Annotated in this window: 23 protein-coding genes; 10 read left to right on the top strand and 13 right to left on the bottom strand. The window is 48.9% G+C overall.

All coding sequences use genetic code 11. The features are described from left to right. Positions 1-11: 11 nt before the first annotated feature. The 4 genes from KNO66_RS09475 to KNO66_RS09460 all read right to left on the bottom strand — a co-directional run bounded on the left by KNO66_RS09475 (position 12) and on the right by KNO66_RS09460 (position 1604). Entirely contained in the window at positions 12-512 is a 501-nt protein-coding gene (locus KNO66_RS09475) for an SRPBCC family protein (protein WP_214742184.1), read from the bottom strand. Next, a complete protein-coding gene (locus tag KNO66_RS09470) occupies positions 499-843 on the bottom strand; it encodes an ArsR/SmtB family transcription factor (protein WP_214742183.1) in 345 nt (114 codons plus the stop codon). Before KNO66_RS09470 ends, KNO66_RS09475 begins: the two co-directional genes overlap by 14 nt. A gap of 87 nt (positions 844-930) precedes the next feature. Then, on the bottom strand, positions 931-1398 hold the full coding sequence (locus KNO66_RS09465; protein ID WP_214742182.1) for a hypothetical protein: 468 nt from the start codon (positions 1396-1398) through the stop codon (positions 931-933). Next, positions 1395-1604, bottom strand: coding sequence for a helix-turn-helix transcriptional regulator (locus tag KNO66_RS09460; RefSeq protein WP_214742181.1), 210 nt, complete (start codon positions 1602-1604; stop codon positions 1395-1397). Before KNO66_RS09460 ends, KNO66_RS09465 begins: the two co-directional genes overlap by 4 nt. Positions 1605-1723: 119 nt before the next feature. On the opposite strand from KNO66_RS09460, the gene KNO66_RS09455 reads away from it, so the two are divergent. Then, entirely contained in the window at positions 1724-2656 is a 933-nt protein-coding gene (locus tag KNO66_RS09455) for a ring-cleaving dioxygenase (protein WP_214742180.1), read from the top strand. Positions 2657-2677: 21 nt separating this feature from the next. On the opposite strand, the gene KNO66_RS09450 is transcribed toward KNO66_RS09455, so the two are convergent. Beyond that, complete coding sequence (locus KNO66_RS09450; protein ID WP_214742179.1) at positions 2678-3118, bottom strand: RrF2 family transcriptional regulator; 441 nt, start codon at positions 3116-3118, stop codon at positions 2678-2680. Positions 3119-3304: 186 nt separating this feature from the next. Here KNO66_RS09450 and KNO66_RS09445 point away from each other — a divergent pair, with 186 nt between their 5' ends. Together KNO66_RS09445 and KNO66_RS09440 are read left to right on the top strand one after the other, a co-directional pair. Continuing rightward, the gene (locus KNO66_RS09445; protein WP_214742178.1) at positions 3305-4408 is read left to right on the top strand and encodes a globin domain-containing protein; all 1104 of its coding nucleotides are present in this window, start codon (positions 3305-3307) and stop codon (positions 4406-4408) included. Positions 4409-4529: 121 nt separating this feature from the next. Beyond that, positions 4530-5126, top strand: coding sequence for a GNAT family N-acetyltransferase (locus KNO66_RS09440; protein WP_251128080.1), 597 nt, complete (start codon positions 4530-4532; stop codon positions 5124-5126). Positions 5127-5195: 69 nt separating this feature from the next. On the opposite strand, the gene KNO66_RS09435 is transcribed toward KNO66_RS09440, so the two are convergent. The 4 genes from KNO66_RS09435 to KNO66_RS09420 are packed head-to-tail and all read right to left on the bottom strand — an operon-like array spanning position 5196 to position 7655. Continuing rightward, positions 5196-5609, bottom strand: coding sequence for a DUF350 domain-containing protein (locus KNO66_RS09435; protein ID WP_074035708.1), 414 nt, complete (start codon positions 5607-5609; stop codon positions 5196-5198). After that, entirely contained in the window at positions 5606-6835 is a 1230-nt protein-coding gene (locus tag KNO66_RS09430) for a glutathionylspermidine synthase family protein (RefSeq protein ID WP_214742177.1), read from the bottom strand. The genes KNO66_RS09435 and KNO66_RS09430 overlap by 4 nt, the downstream gene beginning before the upstream one ends. Continuing rightward, entirely contained in the window at positions 6832-7200 is a 369-nt protein-coding gene (locus KNO66_RS09425; protein ID WP_214742176.1) for a hypothetical protein, read from the bottom strand. The genes KNO66_RS09430 and KNO66_RS09425 overlap by 4 nt, the downstream gene beginning before the upstream one ends. Beyond that, a complete protein-coding gene (locus KNO66_RS09420) occupies positions 7197-7655 on the bottom strand; it encodes a hypothetical protein (protein WP_214742175.1) in 459 nt (152 codons plus the stop codon). Before KNO66_RS09420 ends, KNO66_RS09425 begins: the two co-directional genes overlap by 4 nt. A 106-nt stretch (positions 7656-7761) precedes the next feature. On the opposite strand from KNO66_RS09420, the gene KNO66_RS09415 reads away from it, so the two are divergent. From KNO66_RS09415 to desA, 4 genes are all read left to right on the top strand, one after another. Continuing rightward, positions 7762-8781, top strand: coding sequence for an ion channel (locus tag KNO66_RS09415; protein WP_214742174.1), 1020 nt, complete (start codon positions 7762-7764; stop codon positions 8779-8781). Positions 8782-8792: 11 nt separating this feature from the next. Continuing rightward, a complete protein-coding gene (locus KNO66_RS09410) occupies positions 8793-9920 on the top strand; it encodes a YfbR-like 5'-deoxynucleotidase (protein WP_214742173.1) in 1128 nt (375 codons plus the stop codon). A 178-nt stretch (positions 9921-10098) separates the two neighbouring features. Continuing rightward, positions 10099-11640: an alpha-amylase gene (amyS, locus tag KNO66_RS09405; protein WP_483299194.1), complete on the top strand. Its 1542-nt coding sequence runs from the start codon at positions 10099-10101 to the stop codon at positions 11638-11640. Positions 11641-11840: 200 nt separating this feature from the next. Then, on the top strand, positions 11841-12854 hold the full coding sequence (gene desA, locus KNO66_RS09400; protein WP_214742171.1) for a Delta(5) desaturase DesA: 1014 nt from the start codon (positions 11841-11843) through the stop codon (positions 12852-12854). A gap of 36 nt (positions 12855-12890) precedes the next feature. Here desA and KNO66_RS09395 read toward each other — a convergent pair whose 3' ends face one another. Both KNO66_RS09395 and lipA read right to left on the bottom strand, forming a co-directional pair. After that, the gene (locus KNO66_RS09395) at positions 12891-13721 is read right to left on the bottom strand and encodes a lipoate--protein ligase family protein (RefSeq protein ID WP_214742170.1); all 831 of its coding nucleotides are present in this window, start codon (positions 13719-13721) and stop codon (positions 12891-12893) included. A 17-nt stretch (positions 13722-13738) separates the two neighbouring features. Next, on the bottom strand, positions 13739-14674 hold the full coding sequence (gene lipA, locus KNO66_RS09390; RefSeq protein ID WP_324292278.1) for a lipoyl synthase: 936 nt from the start codon (positions 14672-14674) through the stop codon (positions 13739-13741). Positions 14675-14962: 288 nt separating this feature from the next. On the opposite strand from lipA, the gene KNO66_RS09385 reads away from it, so the two are divergent. Then, a complete protein-coding gene (locus KNO66_RS09385; protein ID WP_214742169.1) occupies positions 14963-16912 on the top strand; it encodes a glycoside hydrolase family 3 protein in 1950 nt (649 codons plus the stop codon). Between the two features lie 40 nt (positions 16913-16952). Here the strand turns inward: KNO66_RS09385 and KNO66_RS09380 are convergent, their stop codons facing one another. Further along, entirely contained in the window at positions 16953-17798 is an 846-nt protein-coding gene (locus KNO66_RS09380) for a DegV family protein (RefSeq protein WP_214742168.1), read from the bottom strand. Between the two features lie 8 nt (positions 17799-17806). Further along, a complete protein-coding gene (locus tag KNO66_RS09375) occupies positions 17807-18649 on the bottom strand; it encodes a lipoate--protein ligase family protein (protein WP_214742167.1) in 843 nt (280 codons plus the stop codon). Between the two features lie 107 nt (positions 18650-18756). Between KNO66_RS09375 and KNO66_RS09370 the strand changes: the two genes are divergently transcribed. Then, positions 18757-20052 carry an HD domain-containing protein gene (locus KNO66_RS09370; RefSeq protein ID WP_214742166.1) on the top strand — a complete coding sequence of 432 codons (1296 nt, stop codon included), beginning with the start codon at positions 18757-18759 and terminating at the stop codon, positions 20050-20052. 22 nt (positions 20053-20074) lie between these two features. Further along, positions 20075-21661, top strand: a complete 1587-nt coding sequence (locus KNO66_RS09365; protein ID WP_214742165.1) for a Na/Pi cotransporter family protein — start codon at positions 20075-20077, stop codon at positions 21659-21661. Positions 21662-21677: the final 16 nt, after the last annotated feature.

The following is a 21677-nucleotide window of genomic DNA, read 5'->3' as shown; positions in this document are numbered from 1 at the left end:
TGCCTTGTTCGTTACTGTGTCACAATCGCTTCGAGACGATCGAGTTGGGAAGTGAATCCTTCGACAGCTCCCATATCGACGACTTGTTGGAGGGCTTCCTCGCTTGGAAACTCGGAACGGCTTATGAATAACGTACCTTCTGGTGTATCGAGAAACTCATTTGTGATGGTCATGACAGGCAAGTCTGGATTGACGTGTCCGTCCGCATTCGAAAATGCGTCCGTATAGACGATTCGGGAGTAGGGATCGACATCGATAAAGGTCGATTTTCCCCATGAATCCATACCGTAAAAGTCACCCTGTTCTTTGTCGACGCACGTCATACAGTAGTGCCAAATGCCACCTGGTTTGAAGTCGAAGCTGTATACTTTCGTTTCCCATCCAGCCGGCCCCCACCATTTCTCGAGATGTGCTGGTGTCGAGAATGCTTCAAATACAAGTTGCCGTGGTGCCTTGAATAGTCGCTCCATAATCAAGGTCGTACCCTCTACATATGATTTAATCGTACTCATGTGGTCCATTCTCCTCTCGTTGTGACTCCGCTAAAAACGTTTCCAATCGATCGAGACGCGCCGTTTCCCGGGCAATATAAGTTCGCCAAGCATCTAACGGTTCGAGAGCTTGAGGTTTGAGCGCATAGCGTCGCCGATTGGCATCAACCGTTACCGTGACGAGACCTGCATCATGTAAGATTCGCAAATGTTTCGACGTCTGTGGTTGACTGATTCCAAGTTGTGTCGCTATCATTCCGACCGTCCATTCCTGTTTCCGTAACAATTCAATCATCCGCAACCGGCTCGGGTCGGCTAACGCTTGAAACAAAGAAGCGAGTTTCTCTTCCATCTGTCGTCACCGTCCTCTTAGTTTGGAATATTCCCGATTTAGAATATTCTAAATCGGGAATATAAAAAGGAATTCGTGATGAATTCCTTAATGCCGATAGCCGCGAATCCAAGTCGCCATATAGACAAGTGTCGCGATGATGAGCGTAGAAGCGAGTGCATAGATCGGATAGGCGGGAAGAACGTCTTCAAACAACGGATAAAACATGAACGAACCCATAAGGATTGGAACAGAGATGCCGAACGAGACGTAGGCAGCTTTTGTCGCTTTCGCAGTGATGATTTGCTCACGTTCATCGACTTCACTGAATTCAGTCATGCGGACGGACCATTGAGCGAAGCTTACCTGCTTATTCGGGCGTGTGTTAAACGAGTAGACTGTCCAAACAATGCCAAAAACAACGAGTAAAAGTAAAGGAAGCAGATTGAATTCAACTGAGAAGCGGTCAGACTCGATGACGGTCTTTGACACATCAGATAAAAACGAACTGAACAGAAAAGCCATTAGGACATACAGAATGATGCTTGAAATAGATTGAACGACGACGTGTTTCATTGTGATTCCTCCTCGATTGTGAATATAGACTCGACCGGTTCCTCGAACACTCGCGCGATTTGCATCGCTAACATAAGCGACGGCGTATAACTTCCTTTCTCGAGCGAGATGATCGTCTGTCTCGTCACACCGACCTTTTCGGCCAGGTCGCCTTGGGTTAACTGGTGCCGGGCACGCAGCTCTTTCACACGATTGACCAATGGCATATTGCCACCTCATTTCTAGTTTCTACCACTATTGTAAAACAAACTTTACATAATGTAAAGTGGATTTTACTTTTTAGGAGGTGCTACAATAACGGTATAGTCGAAAGGGGAGATAGCGGATGAAAATGATTGGAGGACAACATCACGTGTCAGCGATGACGGGTGACGCAAAGAAGAACTTACGATTTTATACGGAAGTACTAGGGATGCGACTCGTCAAAAAGACAGTCAACCAGGATGACCCGTCGATGTATCACTTGTTTTATGCAGACGAGACGGGGACGCCCGGAACCGATTTGACGTTCTTTGAGCTACCGTTTCTCGGACAAACGTATCGAGGGTCGAACAGTATTTCTCGCACATCCCTAAGAGTGCCGGACGGGGCACTCGCGTATTGGCAAGAGCGTTTCGACGCGTTTGATGTGGCATATGGGGAAGTCAAATCAGTTCTCGGACGGGCGACGTTGTCGTTTGAGGATCATGAGGGTCAACGCCTCTGTCTTGTGGAAGGGGGGAGCGGGACACCTTGGAAGAATGGTCCTGTTCCAACGGATGTCGGCATCTTCGGTCTCGGATTTAGTGAATGGACGGTACGACGGATTGAGAAGACGGCACGGGTGCTGACTGAAATACTCGGTTATCGATATGTGACGACGTTTGAACGGGATGGTCACGATGTACGTGTTTTTGAGACGGGAGAAGGTGGCGTGGCGACAGAGATTCATCTCGTTGATCGTTCGGATTTGCCATCGGAACGACCAGGACGGGGGAGTGTGCATCATGTGGCGATTCGAGTGAAAGAATCAGACGATATGACGAAATGGATTGAGAAGCTTGACGCACATGGGATCAGCCACTCTGGTCTCATTGACCGCTACTATTTTCAGTCGATCTACTTCCGCGAACCGAGTGGGATCTTAGTGGAACTGGCGACAAATGAACCGGGGTTCGCGACGGATGAATCGGTTGAGACGCTCGGAGAACGCTTGGCATTGCCGCCGTTTCTAGAGGCGAGACGAGCAGAAATCGAAGCGAAACTAAAGCCTTTATAACCGAAAAACCCGACGGCCATTTCAGTCCGTCGGGTTTTGTACGCCTAATAACATGGCAAGTTCGTTCGTTCGATTAGCAACGAGATCGGCAATCGTGTAACGGTCAAGCACATGAAGAAACGCCAGCATGGCCTCATTCAAAACGCCTCGTAAATCACAGGCCGGTGCAATCACGCAGCGACCTTCCCCGAAGCACTCCACGAGTTCGAACGGTTCCATCGTCCGAACGACTTCTCCCACATTGATATCATCCATCGGTCGTGCGAGTCGAAAGCCGCCACCTCGACCGCGCACCGATTCCAAGTAGCCATGTTTTCCGAGTTCGTATACGACCTTCATGACATGATTTTTGGAGATGTCATATTGATCCGCCACTTCTTGAATCGTGACGAGCCGATGTGAAAACGTAGCGCTATACATCAACGTCCGTAGTGCGTAGTCACACGTTTGCGTGAGTCTCATCCATCATCACCTCTTGTTTCATTGTACAAGACAATTCAAAAAAGTGCGATTCGGACAAATGTGAAAGGATGATGGCGAAAATAAGTCGGAAACGTGAAATCAACTTTAAACAAGTATTTAATATATTGCTTTAAAGTAACTTGACTCACATAATGAACGTGTACTGAACAAAAGGGGGAAATTCACATGTTAGATCAACAAACGATTGAGATTGTAAAAGCGACGGCGCCTGTTTTGAAAGAACATGGTGTGACAATTACGAAGCATTTCTATCAACGAATGTTCGAACAAAATCCAGAAGTACGTCACTTCTTCAACCATACGAACCAAAAGCGAGGACGCCAGCCAGAAGCACTCGCGAACGCGGTCTATGCGGCTGCCCTTCATATCGACCGGCTCGAAGCGATTTTTCCTGCCATTCAACCGGCACTCCATAAACATAAGAGTTTGAATATCCGGCCAGAGCATTATCCGATCGTTGGTGAAAACTTACTCGGAGCGATTCAAGACGTCCTCGGAGAAGCGGCAACACCAGACATCATCGACGCATGGGCGAAAGCGTATGGCGTGATTGCAGACGTCTTCATCTCACTCGAGAAACAGATGTATGATGATGCACCGTGGGCCGGATTCAAACCGTTTGTCATCGAAGAAATCATTGTAGACACACCGGAAGTGAAGCGATTCCGTCTCGTCGCAAAAGACGGGGGCGTCGGTACAGCCATTCCAGGACAATACATCTCGGTTCAAGCACGAATTGCGGGAGAGGATATCCTACATCACCGCCAATATAGCGTCATCGATACGACAGAAAACGGGTACTGGATTGCACCGAAAGCGGAAGGTCTCGTCTCGAACTGGCTTCATGAACAGACGGTCGGTACAGAAATCCCGGTGAGTGCACCCGCGGGTGAGTTCATCCTTGAAGCATCAGATCGTCCGCTCACACTCATCGCGGGAGGAATCGGGATCACGCCCCTCTTCAACATGGCGAAGACGGCACTCGAACAAGGACGTTCTGTCACGTTATTGCACGCAGTTCGGAGTATGGATCTTCGTCCGCTTGGAGATGAACTTGATGAACTCGTGGAGGAAGGGCTTCACTTGATCACACACGTGGATGACGTATCGGGTTGTATGAGTGCGATGCAACTCGAGGCACTTGGTGTCGAAGGACATGACGTCTACACGTGCGGACCAAATGCGATGATGGAGACGGTTGTACGTGTGATGCCTCAGGCACGATATGAATTTTTCGGACCGTCTGCTACATTAGCCAGTGGTGTATAAAAAAATATTATAAAAGTAGAATGTGGTTCGGACATCGTTCAAGTGAATGTCTGAACCATTTTTCTATGGACAGCAGGAATACATCGACATATGAAAGAAACTTATACTCAAACTAGAATGGATGGGGACAGGTGAAGAAATGATTGATTACAAGGGAACGGTTGCAATCGAAACCAATCGACTTCTTCTAAGAAAAGTTAGAAAAGACGAAGCTCAAACCATTTTCAATCATTGGCTAAGTGATGATCGAGTGATGGATAATTTAATAAAGGGGGCTCATCAGTCTGTTTCAGAAACAATTAGTAGAGTAAACGAGGTCGTAGAATCATATGATTCATTAGAGTTTTGTTATTGGGGAATTGAACTGAAAACAACGGGGCAATTGATTGGGTCCATTGATTTATTCAATTTTGATAGTATGACAGAGAACTGTGAAGTGGGCTATACCATTGGATACTCATGGTGGAATCGCGGATATGGAACCGAGGCGCTAAAAGCCGTCATTGATTTTGGATTCAAAAGGATGAACATACATAAAATTTCAGCTGCACATAATTTAGATAATCCTGCTTCAGGTATCATCATGAAGAAAAATGGAATGGTGCAAGAAGGAATAGTAAGACATATGATTCGGAATGCTAAAAACCAATATAAAGACTGTGCGATATATGGTTTGTTGCAAGAAGATTATCTAAAGTACGATGAGGAATCATCTTAATCATTCGTTCAGTATGTTGGAAAATACGAACACCCCATGCTTCGCGAATGCGTGCATGGGGTGTTTGAATTAGTACGTTAAACTCGCGGCGACGATGATCCCGACGACGAGTGAGGCGGCGAACAAACTGAAACCGATGGCCATATTGCCGTTCTCGACTTCTTTTTCTAAGTTCACGCCTGGTGTGAGGACGTATTCAAACGTCCAGAACGCCAATACTTGAGCGACAATCCCGACGAGTCCCCAAATGAATGCGTCGAGCAAGTTGACGCTGTTCGCCCAAACCGTATAGATGACGATGGCAAGTCCGAGCGCTTTCCCCCAAAGTTTCAAGGCGACGGCCATATTGCCTTCTTTGATTAACTTACGTTCCGAATATTTGGTCGTCAGTGCGAAGATGATGAGTCCGGCGAGAATGAGGCCGAATCCCGTCCCGAGATGGGCGAGGAAGCTTAAAATTGAATCGAGTGTGATGAATGTCATGAGTTCGTCTCCTTTTGTGTAGGTGTGCCAACGGCTAAGTAGTAAGATTGGTTGTTCGTGATCATGCTACCGGCGCGGACGCCGAGTGCGGATGCGTGTCCATTCAAACAGAAACATCCGACCATATAATGTGTCTCGACACGACCCTTAACGGTCGTCGTCATCCGTGTCGGAAGTTCAATGAACTGTTGGTACACGGCCGTTTCTTCCGCATACGTTTGTAATGCTTCCCGGTGAAACGGTTGGCCATCTTTCGTATACAAGATGACGGAGTCCCCTTCACGTCCAAACGCTGGTTTTTTAACATAATCCGATTCACCGAGAAACGGTGTCTCGTCTAAGTAAGTCGGTAAAAAATACGTAGCGATGATCTTGCGCTCGGCTTCATCAAACAATGTCTCCGTTTCGTACAGTTCCCAAATCAGCGCTTGTACACCTTTTGACTGCATGAGGAACGCAGAGAGAGGGTTGAGCAGCGATACCTGTTTTTGTTGATTGAGTTCAAGTAACCGGATGCCAATCAAGTCGCCGTCTGGTGCCCGGTCGTCTACGAGATGCTCAATCGGATACGTTTGGCGATAAAAGATGTCGATTCGCTCGCCCGATGGCGTGTAGACACCGTCTTCGTCGACGAGTAGGGCGTGCAAGGGTACGAATTCAGATGGTAAATCGAGCGTTTCTTGCAAGAAGCGTGCCGTCCATTTGTCTTCGATGTTGTCTTCATGGGCCGTGAAGACGATTTTTGGTGTACCCTCACGACCGAGTCGTTTCCATGCGGCAACGATGGCCTTCCGCAACTCGGTTTTCAGTTGAGCAGTTGCGTCTCTGTTTGGGTCGAGGAGACCGAACTCAGAAGCAACCACACCATTTACGTCAAACAGTTCCTTAATGAACGTCGGTGTGTCCGCATTGAACTCCATCAACTTGAGTTGACCGTCTTTCATGATCCAGTCGTAACGACCGATGATTGTCTCTTGAGGCATCGTTTTCTCCCGTAAGAACGGCAGGCTCGCCTCGGGGTAACCAAGTAGTCGGAGCGTTTCGTCAGGAAGCGTGCGCAACAGCTGATTCGTCTTCCGAAAAATTGAATCAACCGCCTCGGTCGCTTCTCGAATCAAGTCGACCTGCGAGGCGGGCATGTCGAAACAGTCGTATAGGGCATATTCTTCGTCGTTTAAATCGGGCCAAAAATAAGGGATTTGACTGTAGAGTTCGTCACGCGTCATCCGCCGAATCCACCTTTAGAGCCGCTCCCGAGTCCAGATTTTGACGACCCTGAATTTGAACCGTTCGATACGGCACCGGTCGCGCCGCCGTTCGACTTGTAAGATTTGTAGGTAGAAGAATTTTTTAGTGCACTTTTCGAGCGGAACAGGCTACCGAGTAAGAAGTAGCTACCATAGTGTGGGGACCGATCGTCGTCGCAATAATACGACTCCGTCACGTCATCCCAGTCCCAATCGTCACATTCATAGCCGGTCGGTTCTTCCGGGAGTGACGCTTCGTTATAACTGTCGTCTCCGCAAGCGGCAAGAGAGGTCGTCAATACCGCCGCAGAGAGACCGCTTAAAATTTTCTTACTTGTCTTCATGTTGATTCCTCCAATTCATAGCCAGTCGGTGTGACATAGATGACATACACACCACGATCTTCATCTGTTTCTGCAGAGTCCCGCTCATATTCTTTACCGGCGACGTACAAGTATTGGCTGCCGAGCATAGCGAGCGCATCGAGGTGACGGTCAACGTAATAGGCCTCGAGTAACGGGTTGTCAAAACGGTCATCGAGTGTACGAATCTCGACTTTAATCTCATTCGTTTCGTGTTTGTCCATCGGTCCTTCTGTGTACCGGTCGACATAAATCAAGAAGTATTGATCACCTTCTAAAGCGGATGAGCGTTGTTTATAGGTCATGCCGTCTTTGACGAAAAACTCACATTCACGACGGGCCAGCACTTCATCTAATCCGAGAGACGTGTAATGGTATAGTGGTTCGAACGATAATTCATTTTTATAGAGACGATACTCTAAGACGATGGAGTTCATAAGCCAGTCCTTCCTTTTTTCTTCTTATACGGAATCACGATCAAAATGGTTTCGTGAATCTTTTTGTAGATACGTTTAGTATATAAGAGAGAAGGAGGGGGAAACAGTGCATATCTTATTTCGTTTGTGGAAAGGATTAGCGAAATTATCATTTTTAAATGTCGTCTTGGCGTCGATTGGCATCATCGTCCTAGGAACCGTGCTCGGTTATTGGTTAGAGCCTGAGACGTTCGGATCATTATTTGATTCGTTCTGGTGGACGATGACGACGCTGACGACCGTCGGATATGGGGACTTTTATCCGTCCTCCGTGGCAGGACGATGGCTCGGGATATTCTTGTTCCTATTCGGGATTGGGATTATCGGGGCGTTGATTGGAAAATTGGTTGAAATCGGTGCGACGTTTCAACGGCTAAAACGGGAGGGAAGACTAGTGTATCGTGGAGAAGGACATTATGTGTATATCGGGTGGTCCCCGAAGACGAAGAAGGCAATCGATGAAGTGCTTAATTACGAACGGAAAGCGGAAATCGTCTTGATTGATCAGTTGATGGAGGAGCCGTACGTGCACGATCAAGTACACTTCGTATCAGGGGATGCTTCGGAGGAAGCGGTATTACTGCAGGCGAACGTCTTAAAAGCCCGACGAATCGCCATCTTTGCGGATGCACGCATCACGGAAACGTTACTCGCCGATGGGAAGTCGTTATTGATCGCATCGGCGGTCGAAGCGCTATCGCACGATCATCATGTCGATTTACATACGGTCGTTGAGGTATGCGAAGAGCGGAATATCTCGAAATTCAAACACGTCCGGGTCGACGATTTTATTTTGGCGAACGACTCGGTCTCGCTCTTGATGGCGAAAGCAACGTTGCAACCGGGGACGACGGCGATTTTCCGTCAGTTGTTGAGCAAGCAGTCGGGTGGAAACATTCAGTCACTGAAGCCGAAAGCCGAGTGGCAGAATGTTCGGCAAGCGAACACGGCTTTACTTGAATCAGGGGTGACACTCATCGCCGTCAACGACCGACTAGATGTGGCGACGATGTTAGATGTTCCCCTTCAAGATACAGACATGCTCTATGTCGTCTGTCATGACGATGTATTTGAACGATTATCATAAGGAGTGAGACCATGCACAACGGAACGTTTATCCGAAAGATGACACGCATGCAAAACGTGCAACGATGGGACGAATATGCCCCTCATTATCATGATAACGCAGCGAGTCATAGCTTTCGTGTCGCGGTCTTTAGCTTGATCGCGGCGTATGTGGAAAAAGAGAACGGACGTGAAGTCGATTTGCTCGATTTACTCGGGAAAGCCATTTTCCACGACATGAATGAAGTTCAGACGGGTCCGATTATGCACCGAACGAAAAAAGAACCGACCTTGATCGGTCATATCGAACGGATGGAGCGGACGGCGAGCCTCGGTCTTGTCGAGTTACTGTCGCAGTCGCTGCGTCCTCACTTCCACCGCTTCGTGGTGGAAGCGGAAGATGACTCGTTCGAGGGGCGGATTGTCGACGGCATCGATTCATTCGATGCGATGCTATTCGTGCGACGAGAAGTCGCGCACGGCTCTCCGCATTTTGATGACAAGCTAGAAGAAATGAAAGCCGCACTAAGACATCACCCAATCGATTCGGTCCGTTGGCTGTTTGACCAGGTCGAGGAAGAGACCGATGTGTTGCGGTTCATCGAGAACGTCATGCGGATGGATAGTGTCCGTCGCTGGAAAGGTCGCTTCAACACGATTGACGACAACGATGCGATTCACGGTTTCCGAGCGGCTGCGCTCGGCATGTTCAGCGGGCTCTTAGAGCGTGAGAAGTACGGCGTCGATGTCGATGTCGCCGAGCTTGTCGCTCGTCTTCTCTGTCACGACTTAGTCGAAGGGGTGACTGGGGATGTACTCGGTCCGGTGAAGCATTCGACACAAGAGACGGGGGCAGCGTTTGAGGCATATGAACGGGCAGAAAGCGAACGTCTTCTTGGGCTATTGCCAGAATATATGCAGTCGGCGTTTCGGCGATACATGGCCGACTCGAAAGACGATACGTATGAAGGAATGCTCGTCGATATGATGGACAAACTCGATGCCCTCATCAAGATGAACATGGAGCGCAAGATGAACGGGGCGGAGTATGAGGTCACGTATCGCGAGCAGCTCCGTAAAGTCCAGATGCGCTATGAGAATCCAAGTATGATCTTCTTCCTGGCGTATATTTTGCACGACCTGGATTACGTCACAAGTTAATAACTAGGCGGATGGCACAAGCCATCCGTCTTTGTTTCGTTCGACTGAACTATTCGAATGAGAAATAGTTAGGGAGAGAGAACTGTTTTTTGACGTTGGTCTATGCAACAAAATCAAAAACCTTCACAATAATTAATGCAAGCGCTTTCATTAATTATTTGAGGAGGAATGAAGGATGTTGAAGAAACGACAAGGGATTGCCGTCCTGGCTGGAGTGACATCGATTGCACTGCTTTCAGGGCAACCGGTCGCACAAGCGGCGACCCCGCAGAACGGAACGATGATGCAATACTTTGAGTGGTACGTTCCAAACGATGGACAACATTGGAACCGACTCTCGAACGATTCGCAGCACTTAAAGGACATCGGGATTTCGACCGTTTGGATTCCACCGGCGTATAAAGGGACATCGCAAAACGATGTCGGATACGGAGCGTACGATTTGTACGACCTTGGAGAATTCAATCAAAAAGGAACGACGCGGACGAAGTATGGAACAAAAGCGCAGCTACAGTCGGCCATCTCGAACCTACATGGGAAAGGGATTGGTGTGTACGGGGATGTCGTCATGAACCATAAGGGCGGAGCCGATTATACGGAATCTGTTCAAGCGGTCGAAGTCAATCCTTCTAATCGAAATCAAGAGACATCAGGGGAATATGCCATTTCTGCCTGGACCGGCTTCAATTTCGCAGGGCGGAATAATACATACTCTCCATTCAAGTGGCGTTGGTATCACTTTGATGGAACGGATTGGGATCAGTCACGGAGTTTGAGTCGAATTTATAAATTTAAGAGTACCGGTAAAGCGTGGGACAGTGAAGTGTCCGGTGAGAACGGGAACTACGATTATTTGATGTATGCGGACATCGACTTTGAACATCCGGAAGTACGACAAGAGATGAAAAACTGGGGCAAATGGTATGCGGATTCACTAGGACTAGATGGATTCCGACTCGATGCGGTCAAACATATCAACCATTCCTATTTAAAAGAGTGGGTGACGAGCGTCCGTCAGGCGACAGGAAAAGAGATGTTCACCGTTGCCGAGTATTGGAAGAACGATCTTGGGGCTATCAACGATTATTTGGCGAAGACGGGCTACACTCATTCCGTATTCGATGTACCACTCCATTACAATTTCCAAGCAGCAGGAAATGGTGGCGGTTATTATGATATGCGAAATATCCTAAAAGGCACGGTCGTCGAGCAACATCCGACACTCGCTGTGACGATTGTTGACAATCATGATTCGCAACCAGGACAGTCACTTGAGTCAACGGTCGCGAATTGGTTCAAGCCGCTCGCCTACGCGACCATCATGACACGTGGTCAAGGGTATCCGGCACTCTTCTATGGTGACTACTATGGAACGAAAGGGACGACGAACCGTGAAATCCCGAATATGTCAGCGTCGCTTCAACCGATTTTGAAAGCGCGTAAAGATTTCGCCTACGGCACCCAGCATGACTATATCGACCATCAAGATGTCATCGGGTGGACGCGTGAAGGTGTGGCAGATCGAGCGAAATCGGGACTTGCGACGATTTTGTCGGACGGACCGGGTGGATCGAAATGGATGTATGTTGGAAAACAAAACGCGGGAGAAGTATGGAAAGACATGACTGGAAATAATGGACGTCTCGTGACAATCAATACGGATGGCTGGGGCGAATTCTTCGTCAACGGTGGGTCGGTTTCCATCTATACGCAACAATGAATCAGTTAGACTTGTCTCTAAAGAGGGACGAGTCTTTTTTCTGAATTTTCACCACATAAGTTTTATACGTGATATAATGACCTAGTGTTAATTCTTGATAGGGACGACTTTCCGATCCATGAATTCACATTGAACAACGTTGGTTGTTGGTTTTATCTATATTTTTGCGTTGTGACGCTGTTGAATTCAAGGAGGTTGTGATGAGTAAAGAAAAGATTGCCCAATTAAGAAAGCACGTCTCGCCGTTTGAAAAGTCCGATATTCGGATCAGTGTGCGGCAGATGATCAATACGATTTTACCGTTTCTCGTGTCATGGTTTTTAGCGTATCAACTGCTAAGTGTCTCGATTTTCCTGACATTGCCGTTCACGCTGATTGCGGCAGGATTCGTTGTGCGAATGTTCATCATTTTCCATGACTGTACGCACGGTTCATTCTTTAAGAACAAGAAGGCGAATGCGATTGTCGGAACCATCACAGGGGTCTTGACGTTATTCCCATACGAGAAGTGGAAACGAGAGCATGCGATTCATCACGCCTCGAGTGGGAATTTGGATAAACGGGGTGTCGGAGACATCTGGGTCATGACGATTGAGGAGTATATCGAAGCATCAAAATGGACGCGTCTAAAGTATCGCCTATATCGTCATCCGCTCGTCATGTTCGGCCTCGGGCCACTTTGGCTCATTCTCGTCACGAGTCGTTTCAACCGGAAGGACGCCCGGAAAAAAGAGCGACAAAACACGTATCTCATCAATATCTCTCTCGTCGTCCTATATAGCGTGCTCATCTATCTGATTGGTTGGCAAGCGTTCTTGATCGTACAAGGAACGACGATGTTCATCGCTGGTGTGCTCGGAATTTGGTTGTTCTATGTTCAGCATACGTTCGAAGATTCCTATTTTGAAGATGAGCAGGAATGGGATTACGTAAAGGCAGCCATTGAAGGGAGCTCGTATTACGAGTTGCCGAGAGTGCTTCAATGGGTGACGGGAAATATCGGATTCCATCACGTGCACCATTTGAGTCCACGCGTGCCGAACTACCATTTAGAGAAGGCACATACATCAACACCACCATTACAGCGGGCGACGACGATTGGATTATTTTCAAGTCTGAAATCGTTACGCTACAAATTGTATGATGCGAACAATAAAACGTTCGTCACGTTCCGGGAAGTGCGCCATCTCTTGCGCCGAGCGAACGCAGCTTAAAAAAAGATTGTCCCTTTTTTACAAGGGACAATCTTTTTAGCGTTTCCAGACCCATTCATCACTCTCATACTTTTGAATGAGAAGATCGATTTCGGCTTGCTGTTCTTTCGTGAAGACGAGCGGTTCGAACGTCAACGAGAAGGCGTCCTTGAAGCCCGTCTCGAACGCGGCCGCCACTTCATCGAATGTGACGAAGCGCTTTAAGGTGTCGTTTAAGGCGACGGCTTTTTCGCTGAAGCGTTCTTTGGCTTCTCGTTTCTCCGTCTCATTCATCGCGAAACAGTCGAATAATACCTCATCATCGACAGAGAGAGGGATCGACCCATGTTGAAGCACGGCGCCTTGATGACGCACTTGTGCGCTACCCGCAATCTTCTTGCCGTCGACAGCAAGCTCGTAGTACGAGGCAGCGTCGAAGCAGACGGCCGATTTTGGTTTACGGAGCGCTTCGCGGTCCTCTTCCGTCAACGGTACCGAAAATTCAGCAGGGACGCCAAGTTCGTGATACCCGCGACGGACTCCTTCCGTGAGTAGGCGATAGCTCTCGATAATATTCGTCGGAAGGGCAGGGGTCGATTCTGGTAAGATGACGCTATACGTCAACTCGTCCGCGTGCAACACGGCCCGTCCCCCCGTCAAGCGACGAACGACCGGAATCTTGTTCGCTTCGAGGGCGTCACGATCCAAGTCACGCGTCGCCCGCTGGAAACGTCCGACGCTGATTGCATGAGGTGCCCATGAATAAAAACGAAGCGTCGGTTTGAGTTCCCCTTTCGCGACCCAATTGGCGATGGCTTCATCAATCGCCATATTTTCGGCCGGTGAAGTCGATTCAGTTCTAAGTAAGTGCCACGTCGTACCAGTCATAATCTCTCTTCTTTCTGTTAGTCGATTGGCAACATCGTGTGGCGACGTGCCTTGTGTACTTGTTCATCCGCATGGTATGACGAACGGACGAGTGGACCTGCCTCACAATGTGAGAATCCTTTTGATAGAGCAATCTCTTTCAACTCGGCAAACTCATCTGGATGGTAGTAACGTTCGACCTCGAGGTGTTTCTTCGTCGGCTGCAAGTATTGACCGAGCGTCAAAATATCGACGTTATGCGCGCGGAGGTCATCCATCGCTTCAATCAATTCCTCTTTCGTCTCACCAAGCCCGACCATGATCGATGATTTCGTCGGGATATCCGGATTCAATTCTTTCGAACGCTTCAAGAACTCGAGTGTCCGGTCATACGTTGCTTTCGCACGGACTCTCGGTGTGAGGCGGCGGACTGTCTCTAAGTTATGGTTCATGATGTCTGGGCCCGCATCGATCAACGTCTGCAAGGCAGAGAAGTCACCCATCATGTCCGACGGGAGCACTTCAATCGATGTCTCTGGGTTCATGGCACGGACCGCGCGAACCGTTTCGGCGAAGACGGTAGCCCCGTAGTCGTTCAAGTCGTCACGCGCGACAGCCGTGATGACGACGTGTTTCAAGTTCATAAGTCGAACCGATTCGGCGACACGTTTCGGCTCTTCCCAATCGAGCTCGTTCGGCTTCCCGGTCGTGACAGCACAAAAACGGCAAGCACGTGTACAGATGCTCCCGAGAATCATGAAAGTCGCGGTCCGACGTACCGCCCAACATTCATGGATGTTCGGACACTTCGCTTCCTCACATACCGTATGTAGATTTTTCTCACGCATCATTTTCTTCAGACCGGTGTATGTGTCATTCGTGTTCAATTTAATTTTTAACCATTCCGGCTTGCGCTTCAGTTCCCCTCTTGCCACAATAATTTCCCCCTTTTTGAAAGTTAACCTGTATCGAATTGAGTTTACCAAAAAACGAATCAAAAACGAACCACGGAAATTATTGGTTTTGCCAATACAGTTGACCGTGTATCAAAACAGAAACATTATTTCAAAATGGTTACGCTTTCACGTGAACAATTGTTTCTAAAAAGTGGAGTTGCTATACTGTTGTTGACCACCTGAATAAGGACCAAATGTAACTGATACGATCAGGCATGGGGTGAACGAGCGTTGATGAGGCAACGCTTCTTCCTCCATGCCTTTTTGTTTAGGGGTCAGCCAAATTTGACTAAGGGGAGTGGGAACATGAACAAGGCACTGAATTGGACGGCAACACTCGGATTGACGACGACATTGCTCGTCTCTTCGATTCCGGCGGCAGACGCGGTCGTGGCAGAAGGGACGCCGACGATGTCGATTGAACAGCGCGTCAGCACGAAGCTAGAGTCGATGACACTCGAACAAAAAATCGGGCAGATGATTATGCCAGACTTCCGATTATGGAACGGAGCGAATCATACAGCACTTGCACCGGAAGTGGCGCGAGTCATCGATCGTTTTGACCTTGGAGGCGTCATTTTATTTGCGGAAAACGTGAAGGAGACAGAACAGACGACAAAACTCGTTCATGACCTTCAGGAGGTCGTGAAACAAGATACGAGCAATGATATCCCGTTATTCGTCACGATTGACCAAGAAGGTGGGATTGTGACACGTCTTGGAACGGGAACGAATTTACCGGGGAATATGGCGCTTGGGGCGACACGCAACCGTCAATATGCCTATGACGCAGGGGAAATCATCGGTTCTGAATTGCACGCACTCGGGGTAAACGTGAACTTCGGACCAGTGTTAGACGTCAACAACAATCCAGGAAACCCGGTCATCGGTGTCCGTTCGTTCTCGAGCGACCCTGAGCTAGTCGGTGAACTCGGTTCAGCCATGACACAAGGTATTCAAGACCAAGGTGTTGCCGCAACGGCGAAACATTTCCCAGGTCATGGGGATACGGCCGTCGACTCGCACTATGGGTTACCGGTTGTCGATAAGTCGCTCGACGAGTTACGCGGACTCGAGTTGTTACCGTTCAAACGCGCCATCACGGAAGGAATCGATATGATCATGACGGCACATATCGGAATGCCACAAATCGAGGACGAGGTCGTCGAATCGGATCGCGGCACGTTCCCGCTACCGGCAACGCTATCAGACGATGTCATCACGGGAGTACTTCGTGAAGAGCTTGGCTATGAAGGAATCGTCGTGACGGATGCACTCAATATGCAAGCCATCGCAGACAATTTCACGGAAGCAGAGGCGGTCATCAAGACGTTTGAAGCGGGCGTCGACATCGCACTCATGCCGACGATTTTACGCTCAGAGGCGGACGTGAGCAAACTCGAGGCGATCTTTGAGGAAGTGATTGCAGCAGTAAACGATGGGCGCTTATCAGAAGCGACCATCGATGAATCAGTGGAACGCATTTTAAAATTGAAGGCAGAGCGTGGGATTTGGGAAGAAACGATGGACTCCACTACACTCGAGGCAAAACTCTCAGGAGCGAATGCGACGGTAGGAAGTGCCGAGCATAAAGCGAAAGAACGTGAAATTGCGGAAGCGGCCGTCACTCTCGTGAAGAATGAGTTCAAGACACTCCCGTTCAAACCGAAAAAAGGGGACACGGTGCTCGTCTTGTCGCCAGCGAAAGATCAAACAGACAGCATGGTGAAGACGATCAAGTCACTCGAGAAGAACGCTGGGAATATGAAAGGCGTGAACGTCATCACGGCCAACTATTCGGCGTCAACGCCACACTTAACGCAAAATCCGGAGCTTCAGCAAAAAGTCGAGGCAGCCGATTACATCATCGTCGGCTCGAACGTGAACAACAGCGCCAAATTGAAGCCGACATCAGCTGATCATTACGTGCCGGCCGAGGTGTTCCGTTACGCCAATGATACAGGGAAGAAGTCAGTCTTACTCAGCTTGCGCAACCCATATGATGTTGCCGTTCAGACGGATGCTCCGGCGCAGCTCTTGATCTATGGGTTCAAAGGCGACCCGAACGGACCGGACTCGGAAGCAGGGAACTTGAAATCGGCCGGACCGAACTTGCCGGCTGGCATTCGTGCCATTTTCGGCGAAGTGAAGCCGCAAGGGAAGTTGCCGGTAGACGTACCGAAGTTTGCGGACGGTGTGTTCCAAGCCGAAAATTACGCGCAGTTCGGTGATGGATTGAAAAACTGGAATCGCTAAACGAAAATGAGCTCGCCCGAAAATCGGGAGAGCTCATTTTTCATGCCTCTAAATAGGCGATGACGAGTAGACCTGGACCGGTATGGGCACCGATGGCAGAGCCGACAAGTGTTTTCGTGATGTGTTTCGGTTGAACATGTTCAAGGACCATCTTCTCGAACTGTTCCGCTTTTTCAAGGTCGTCACCGTGACCGATGAAGAGGTCCCCGTTCTCGACGAGTGACTTCGACTCCATCGTCCATTCGACCATACGGCGCATGACCTTTTTATGACCGCGTACTTTTTCAATCGGGACGAGCTTGCCGTCCTCTACCGTCAATAACGGTAGAATCGTCAATAAGTCTCCGATAAAAGCACTCGCTTTCGACACACGTCCGCCTCGCATCAAATATTCGAGCGATTCGACCGTGAACAAGTGACGGACTTTGCCGACGAGAGAAGCAGCATATTCCACTGTTTCTTCATACGTATGATCTTGGCTATACGCTGCGACCGTTTTGACGAACAATGCTTGTCCGACAGAGGCTGTCCGTGTATCGAGAACCTTGAATGAACTGTCCGGATATTCTTCTTTCAACATTTCACCGACCATGACAGCGGTTTGGTATGTACCGGAGAGTTCTCCGGAGAAAGCGAGATATAAGAACGGGATTCCAGACTCGAGGTGTTGACGGAAACAATGTTCGATTCGTGATGCCTCGATTTGGAACGTCTTCGGCGTCTTGCCTTGACGCATCGCTTCGTACACTTCGATGGATTGAATCGTTTCCCCGTCTAAAAATTCTTCGTTGTCGATGATGACACCGAGCGGTAAAATCTCAAGACCGAATTCGATAATTTGATCGTGAGTCAAATCAGCACCGGTATCTGTAATCAGTTTAAACATTGGATGAATCACTCCTCTGTTAATTGTTGTTCAATGTCGCGTAACGGTTCATTCCGTTTCCACATGCGTTCGAACTGACTTGTGAACATCGTTTGTTCGTCAGCCGTTAATGTCGCGTTTTGGAGCGAACTGACAGTGGAAAGAACGCGGTAGGCCCGAGTCAGGACATCTTGCACGGTGAGTGGAATCCCAAGCAAGTCTTCAAGCGAAGCCATCGTTTCCGGTACAATGGTCGGGTACGTGAACTTCGTCGCTTCCCCTTGGATGGCAAGGTCGTAAAAGTCGCGGATGATTTCAGCACGTGCGCTCCCGCTCTGTCTCACGCTCAAATAAATTTGAACGGCGACACCGCCACGAACGCGTCGTTGCGAAATGCCGGCGAACTTTTTACCGTCAATCGACAAGTCGAAACTTCCCGGACAGTATGAACCGACGACTTCACCGGGAACGATGTCATTCGTGACATCCTGAAACATGTGTTGAATGAGCGAGGTCATGGCCTCATAGCCGCTGTCGATTTGAATCCCGTCCTTCTCGGGTAAAATTAACGAAAGGTTGAGGACGTCATCGTCTAGCACGACGGCTAACCCGCCTGAGTTTCGGACGACGGGACGGAATCCCCGCTCATGTAGATAACGAACACCCTCTTTCAGGTGTGGCAGTCGGGCGTCTTGGATTCCGAGGACAATCGTGTCAGTGTGCACCCATGCCCGCAAGACGGCACCTCGTTCTTGCGTTGACGCACATAACGTATCATCGGTCGCAAACGATTGTTCCGCTTGAAACATCGGGCCGAGACTCGATTGATCGATGATGCGATAGCTCGGTTGTCTTAATAATGGATGAATCATATACATTAATTCCTTTTCACAAAAAATTTTCCTTCTCATTATAGCATGGAGGGAACGATTCGTTTGAAGTCGAATCTAGAACATAACGAAACGTAGGAGGGCATGTCATGTACTCGTCACGAGGACAACTATCTGGCTCGAAAGTATTTAAGGATCCGGTACATCGATATATTTATGTTTACGATCACCTCATTTGGGAGCTGATCAATACGAAAGAATTTCAGCGGTTGCGTCGCATCAAACAACTCGGTACGTCTTTTTTGACGTTTCATGGGGCGGAGCACACCCGATTCCATCATTCGCTCGGCGTATACGAAATCGCACGCCAGTTGATCGATCAGTTCCAACAATACCCGGAATGGGACGACCGTGATCGTGAGTTATTGTTAGCGGCAGCGCTCTTGCATGACGTCGGACACGGTCCATTCTCGCACGCGTTCGAACACGTCTTTTCCGTTCGGCATGAAGTGTGGACGGAACGAATCATTTTAGGGGATACCGAAGTCAATAAGGTGTTATCTGAGATGGGTGTCGGGTTTGCGGAAGAAGTGGCCTCGATTATCAACAAGACGCATCCGAATCGCTTGATCGTCAATATGCTCAGCTCGCAGCTTGATGTTGACCGGATGGACTATTTATTGCGCGATGCTCACTTTGCGGGTGTCAGTTATGGAAAGTTTGACTTAGAACGCATGTTACGCGTCTTGCGCCCGGATGAAGACCAAGTCGTGGTCAAACAGTCGGGTATGCATACGATTGAAGATTACATCATGCGCCGCTATCAAATGTATTGGCAAGTATACCTGCATCCGGCGACACGGTCGAGTGATCTTCTCTTAAAAGCGATTCTTGAGCGGGCGCAGGAACTCTATGAGAGTGGTTATAAGTTTAACATGACGCCGAAACATTTCTTGCCGATTTTTGAACGAACGGGTATGTCACTCGAACAATATTTGAAATTGGACGAGACGGTCGTCTACTTCTATTTCCAAGAATGGATGGAGGAAGACGATGCCATTTTAGCTGATCTTTCAAGTCGTTTCGTGAATCGCCGATTATTAAAATATAAAAACTTCCCGGAAGCGAATCGCGTCCGTTATATGGAGCGCCTGCGACAGACGATGGAGACGATCGGGCTACCGCCGACATACTATCTGCTTGAAGACCAGTTGAGTCAGCTACCTTATGATTTATACAAAGGGCAGGGTAAGTATGAAGGAATTTATCTACAGATGAATGACGGGGAGCGCAAAGAGATTTCAGAGGTTTCGATGCTCGTTCAATCGATTTTGAACTCGAGGCAGTCGGATGAGAAAATCTATTACCCGGAAGATGTGTTGTTGAATTTAAAAGATCATGCGAACGAAAAATCGTGGATATTATCAACATTAAAAGACGATTGAACACGCAAAGGGGCGTGACACGATGGAGATTGCGACACTGATTGGTGGAATCGGGATTTTTTTACTCGGGATGATGTTACTGACGGATACGCTCAAAAAATGGGCGGGGACACGATTACGTCATCGGTTGAATCAGTTCACCGACGGATCGATATCTGGAGCGGCACTCGGTGCAATGTTAACAGCCTTATTCCAATCTTCTTCGGTCATGACGTTGATGACGATTGGGTTTGTGAGTGCAGGACTCCTCACGTTCACACAATCGTTGCCGCTCATCATTGGGGCCAATGTAGGGAGTGCGACGACCGGGTGGATCATTGCCGTCCTCGGCTACAATTTAGACGTGCGCCAGTTGTTTCTGCCGCTCATTGGAATCGGGATGGCGGTTCGTCTCTCCCGTCCGCGCCTTCGCCGTGTTGGACTGTTTCTCGTCAGTATCGGGTTGATTTTTGTTGGCATTGGGACGCTACAAGAAGCGATGCGGGATGTCGTCACGTTCTCGTTTGGCTCGGCCGGTGAGATGACCGTTCTGCATCAGGCCGTTCTGATTGGAATCGGGTTCATGATGACCGCCGTCCTTCAGTCGTCGACGATTGGACTCGTGTTAACGATGACGGCCCTTGCGACAGTGGCGATTTCACTCCCGCAGGCTGCTTATTTGGTGCTCGGTCAGAGTGCGGGGACGAGCCTTGTCGTGGCACTCGGTTCGCTCGGAGGGTGGAAATCTGCGCGGCGTATCGTGTTGGCTCACGCCATCTACCATGTATCGATTGTCCTCATCGGGTGGCTCACGTTCCCTGTTCTCTTCTCTGTGGTGAACCGAGTAGCGGATTGGTTCAACTGGAACGATTTGTTACGCCTTGCCTTGTTCCATACAACCTTCCATTTACTCGGGGTGCTCCTATTTTTGCCGTTTTATAAGCCGTTTGCGCGTCGATTACTGAAGTGGATTCCGAGTCGCTCTGAAAAATTGACGCGTCTGCTCGACAAAAATATGTCGCAACTCCCGACCGTTGCTTTGGAAGCGGCACGACGTTCCCTACTCGAAATCGAACGTTATTTAGGGAACGAGACCGAGTTGCTCGTCCGTGGGGGGCGTCTTCGTGAGGATGAATTGATCCTCGTCGATAAGACGTTGAGCGATGTTCGCGTCTTTTTAAGTACGATTCGTCTTGAGGATGAGGGGAAACAAAATGATTATGGCCAACATCTCTCCCTCTTGCATACAATTGATCATCTCGAACGCTGGTTGTATGTCTTGCGAGAGGTCGAACCGGTCCACGCACTTCGGGACACCGACTTTTTGACGGCACGAGAGCTGGTCTTACATGAACTTGACCTTGTGAATCAACTGAATCATCACACGCCGCCGGAAGATTCGAAGATGTGGAAACAGGCCTCGAAACAACTGGCGGAGTATCGGAAAGCACATCGTTCGGAACTGTTAGAAGAAACAGCGGCGAACCAAATGGAGATGGACCTGACGATACAAAAAGTGCAAGTGTTGCTTTGGCTCGACCGTATCGGCTACCACATCTGGCGAGCGACTCGTCACTTGATTAAACCGACTGTTCCGAGCGAGCGGTTCGACGTGAATAGGGAAGATTGAATGAGAAATGGAGGAA

It is taken from the genome of Exiguobacterium sp. s48, from assembly GCF_018617395.1.
GTDB lineage: Bacteria > Bacillota > Bacilli > Exiguobacteriales > Exiguobacteriaceae > Exiguobacterium.
Note: the sequence above shows the minus strand (reverse complement) of the source record. Positions and strands in the feature narration are given on the sequence as shown.

What these genes read in the sequence shown, in the direction of transcription:
- KNO66_RS09435 (WP_074035708.1), bottom strand. Translation starts at nt 5,609, where the DNA reads ATGACATTCATCACACTCGATTCAATTTTAAGCTTCCTCGCCCATCTC.
- KNO66_RS09380 (WP_214742168.1), bottom strand. Translation starts at nt 17,798, where the DNA reads ATGTTTAAACTGATTACAGATACCGGTGCTGATTTGACTCACGATCAA.
- KNO66_RS09410 (WP_214742173.1), top strand. Translation starts at nt 8,793, where the DNA reads ATGCACAACGGAACGTTTATCCGAAAGATGACACGCATGCAAAACGTG.
- KNO66_RS09395 (WP_214742170.1), bottom strand. Translation starts at nt 13,721, where the DNA reads ATGACTGGTACGACGTGGCACTTACTTAGAACTGAATCGACTTCACCG.
- KNO66_RS09420 (WP_214742175.1), bottom strand. Translation starts at nt 7,655, where the DNA reads ATGAACTCCATCGTCTTAGAGTATCGTCTCTATAAAAATGAATTATCG.
- KNO66_RS09430 (WP_214742177.1), bottom strand. Translation starts at nt 6,835, where the DNA reads ATGACGCGTGACGAACTCTACAGTCAAATCCCTTATTTTTGGCCCGAT.
- KNO66_RS09475 (WP_214742184.1), bottom strand. Translation starts at nt 512, where the DNA reads ATGAGTACGATTAAATCATATGTAGAGGGTACGACCTTGATTATGGAG.
- KNO66_RS09465 (WP_214742182.1), bottom strand. Translation starts at nt 1,398, where the DNA reads ATGAAACACGTCGTCGTTCAATCTATTTCAAGCATCATTCTGTATGTC.
- KNO66_RS09440 (WP_251128080.1), top strand. Translation starts at nt 4,530, where the DNA reads ATGGGGACAGGTGAAGAAATGATTGATTACAAGGGAACGGTTGCAATC.
- KNO66_RS09450 (WP_214742179.1), bottom strand. Translation starts at nt 3,118, where the DNA reads ATGAGACTCACGCAAACGTGTGACTACGCACTACGGACGTTGATGTAT.
- KNO66_RS09470 (WP_214742183.1), bottom strand. Translation starts at nt 843, where the DNA reads ATGGAAGAGAAACTCGCTTCTTTGTTTCAAGCGTTAGCCGACCCGAGC.
- KNO66_RS09460 (WP_214742181.1), bottom strand. Translation starts at nt 1,604, where the DNA reads ATGCCATTGGTCAATCGTGTGAAAGAGCTGCGTGCCCGGCACCAGTTA.
- KNO66_RS09445 (WP_214742178.1), top strand. Translation starts at nt 3,305, where the DNA reads ATGTTAGATCAACAAACGATTGAGATTGTAAAAGCGACGGCGCCTGTT.
- KNO66_RS09375 (WP_214742167.1), bottom strand. Translation starts at nt 18,649, where the DNA reads ATGATTCATCCATTATTAAGACAACCGAGCTATCGCATCATCGATCAA.
- KNO66_RS09365 (WP_214742165.1), top strand. Translation starts at nt 20,075, where the DNA reads ATGGAGATTGCGACACTGATTGGTGGAATCGGGATTTTTTTACTCGGG.
- KNO66_RS09370 (WP_214742166.1), top strand. Translation starts at nt 18,757, where the DNA reads ATGTACTCGTCACGAGGACAACTATCTGGCTCGAAAGTATTTAAGGAT.
- KNO66_RS09455 (WP_214742180.1), top strand. Translation starts at nt 1,724, where the DNA reads ATGAAAATGATTGGAGGACAACATCACGTGTCAGCGATGACGGGTGAC.
- KNO66_RS09385 (WP_214742169.1), top strand. Translation starts at nt 14,963, where the DNA reads ATGAACAAGGCACTGAATTGGACGGCAACACTCGGATTGACGACGACA.
- desA (WP_214742171.1), top strand. Translation starts at nt 11,841, where the DNA reads ATGAGTAAAGAAAAGATTGCCCAATTAAGAAAGCACGTCTCGCCGTTT.
- KNO66_RS09425 (WP_214742176.1), bottom strand. Translation starts at nt 7,200, where the DNA reads ATGAAGACAAGTAAGAAAATTTTAAGCGGTCTCTCTGCGGCGGTATTG.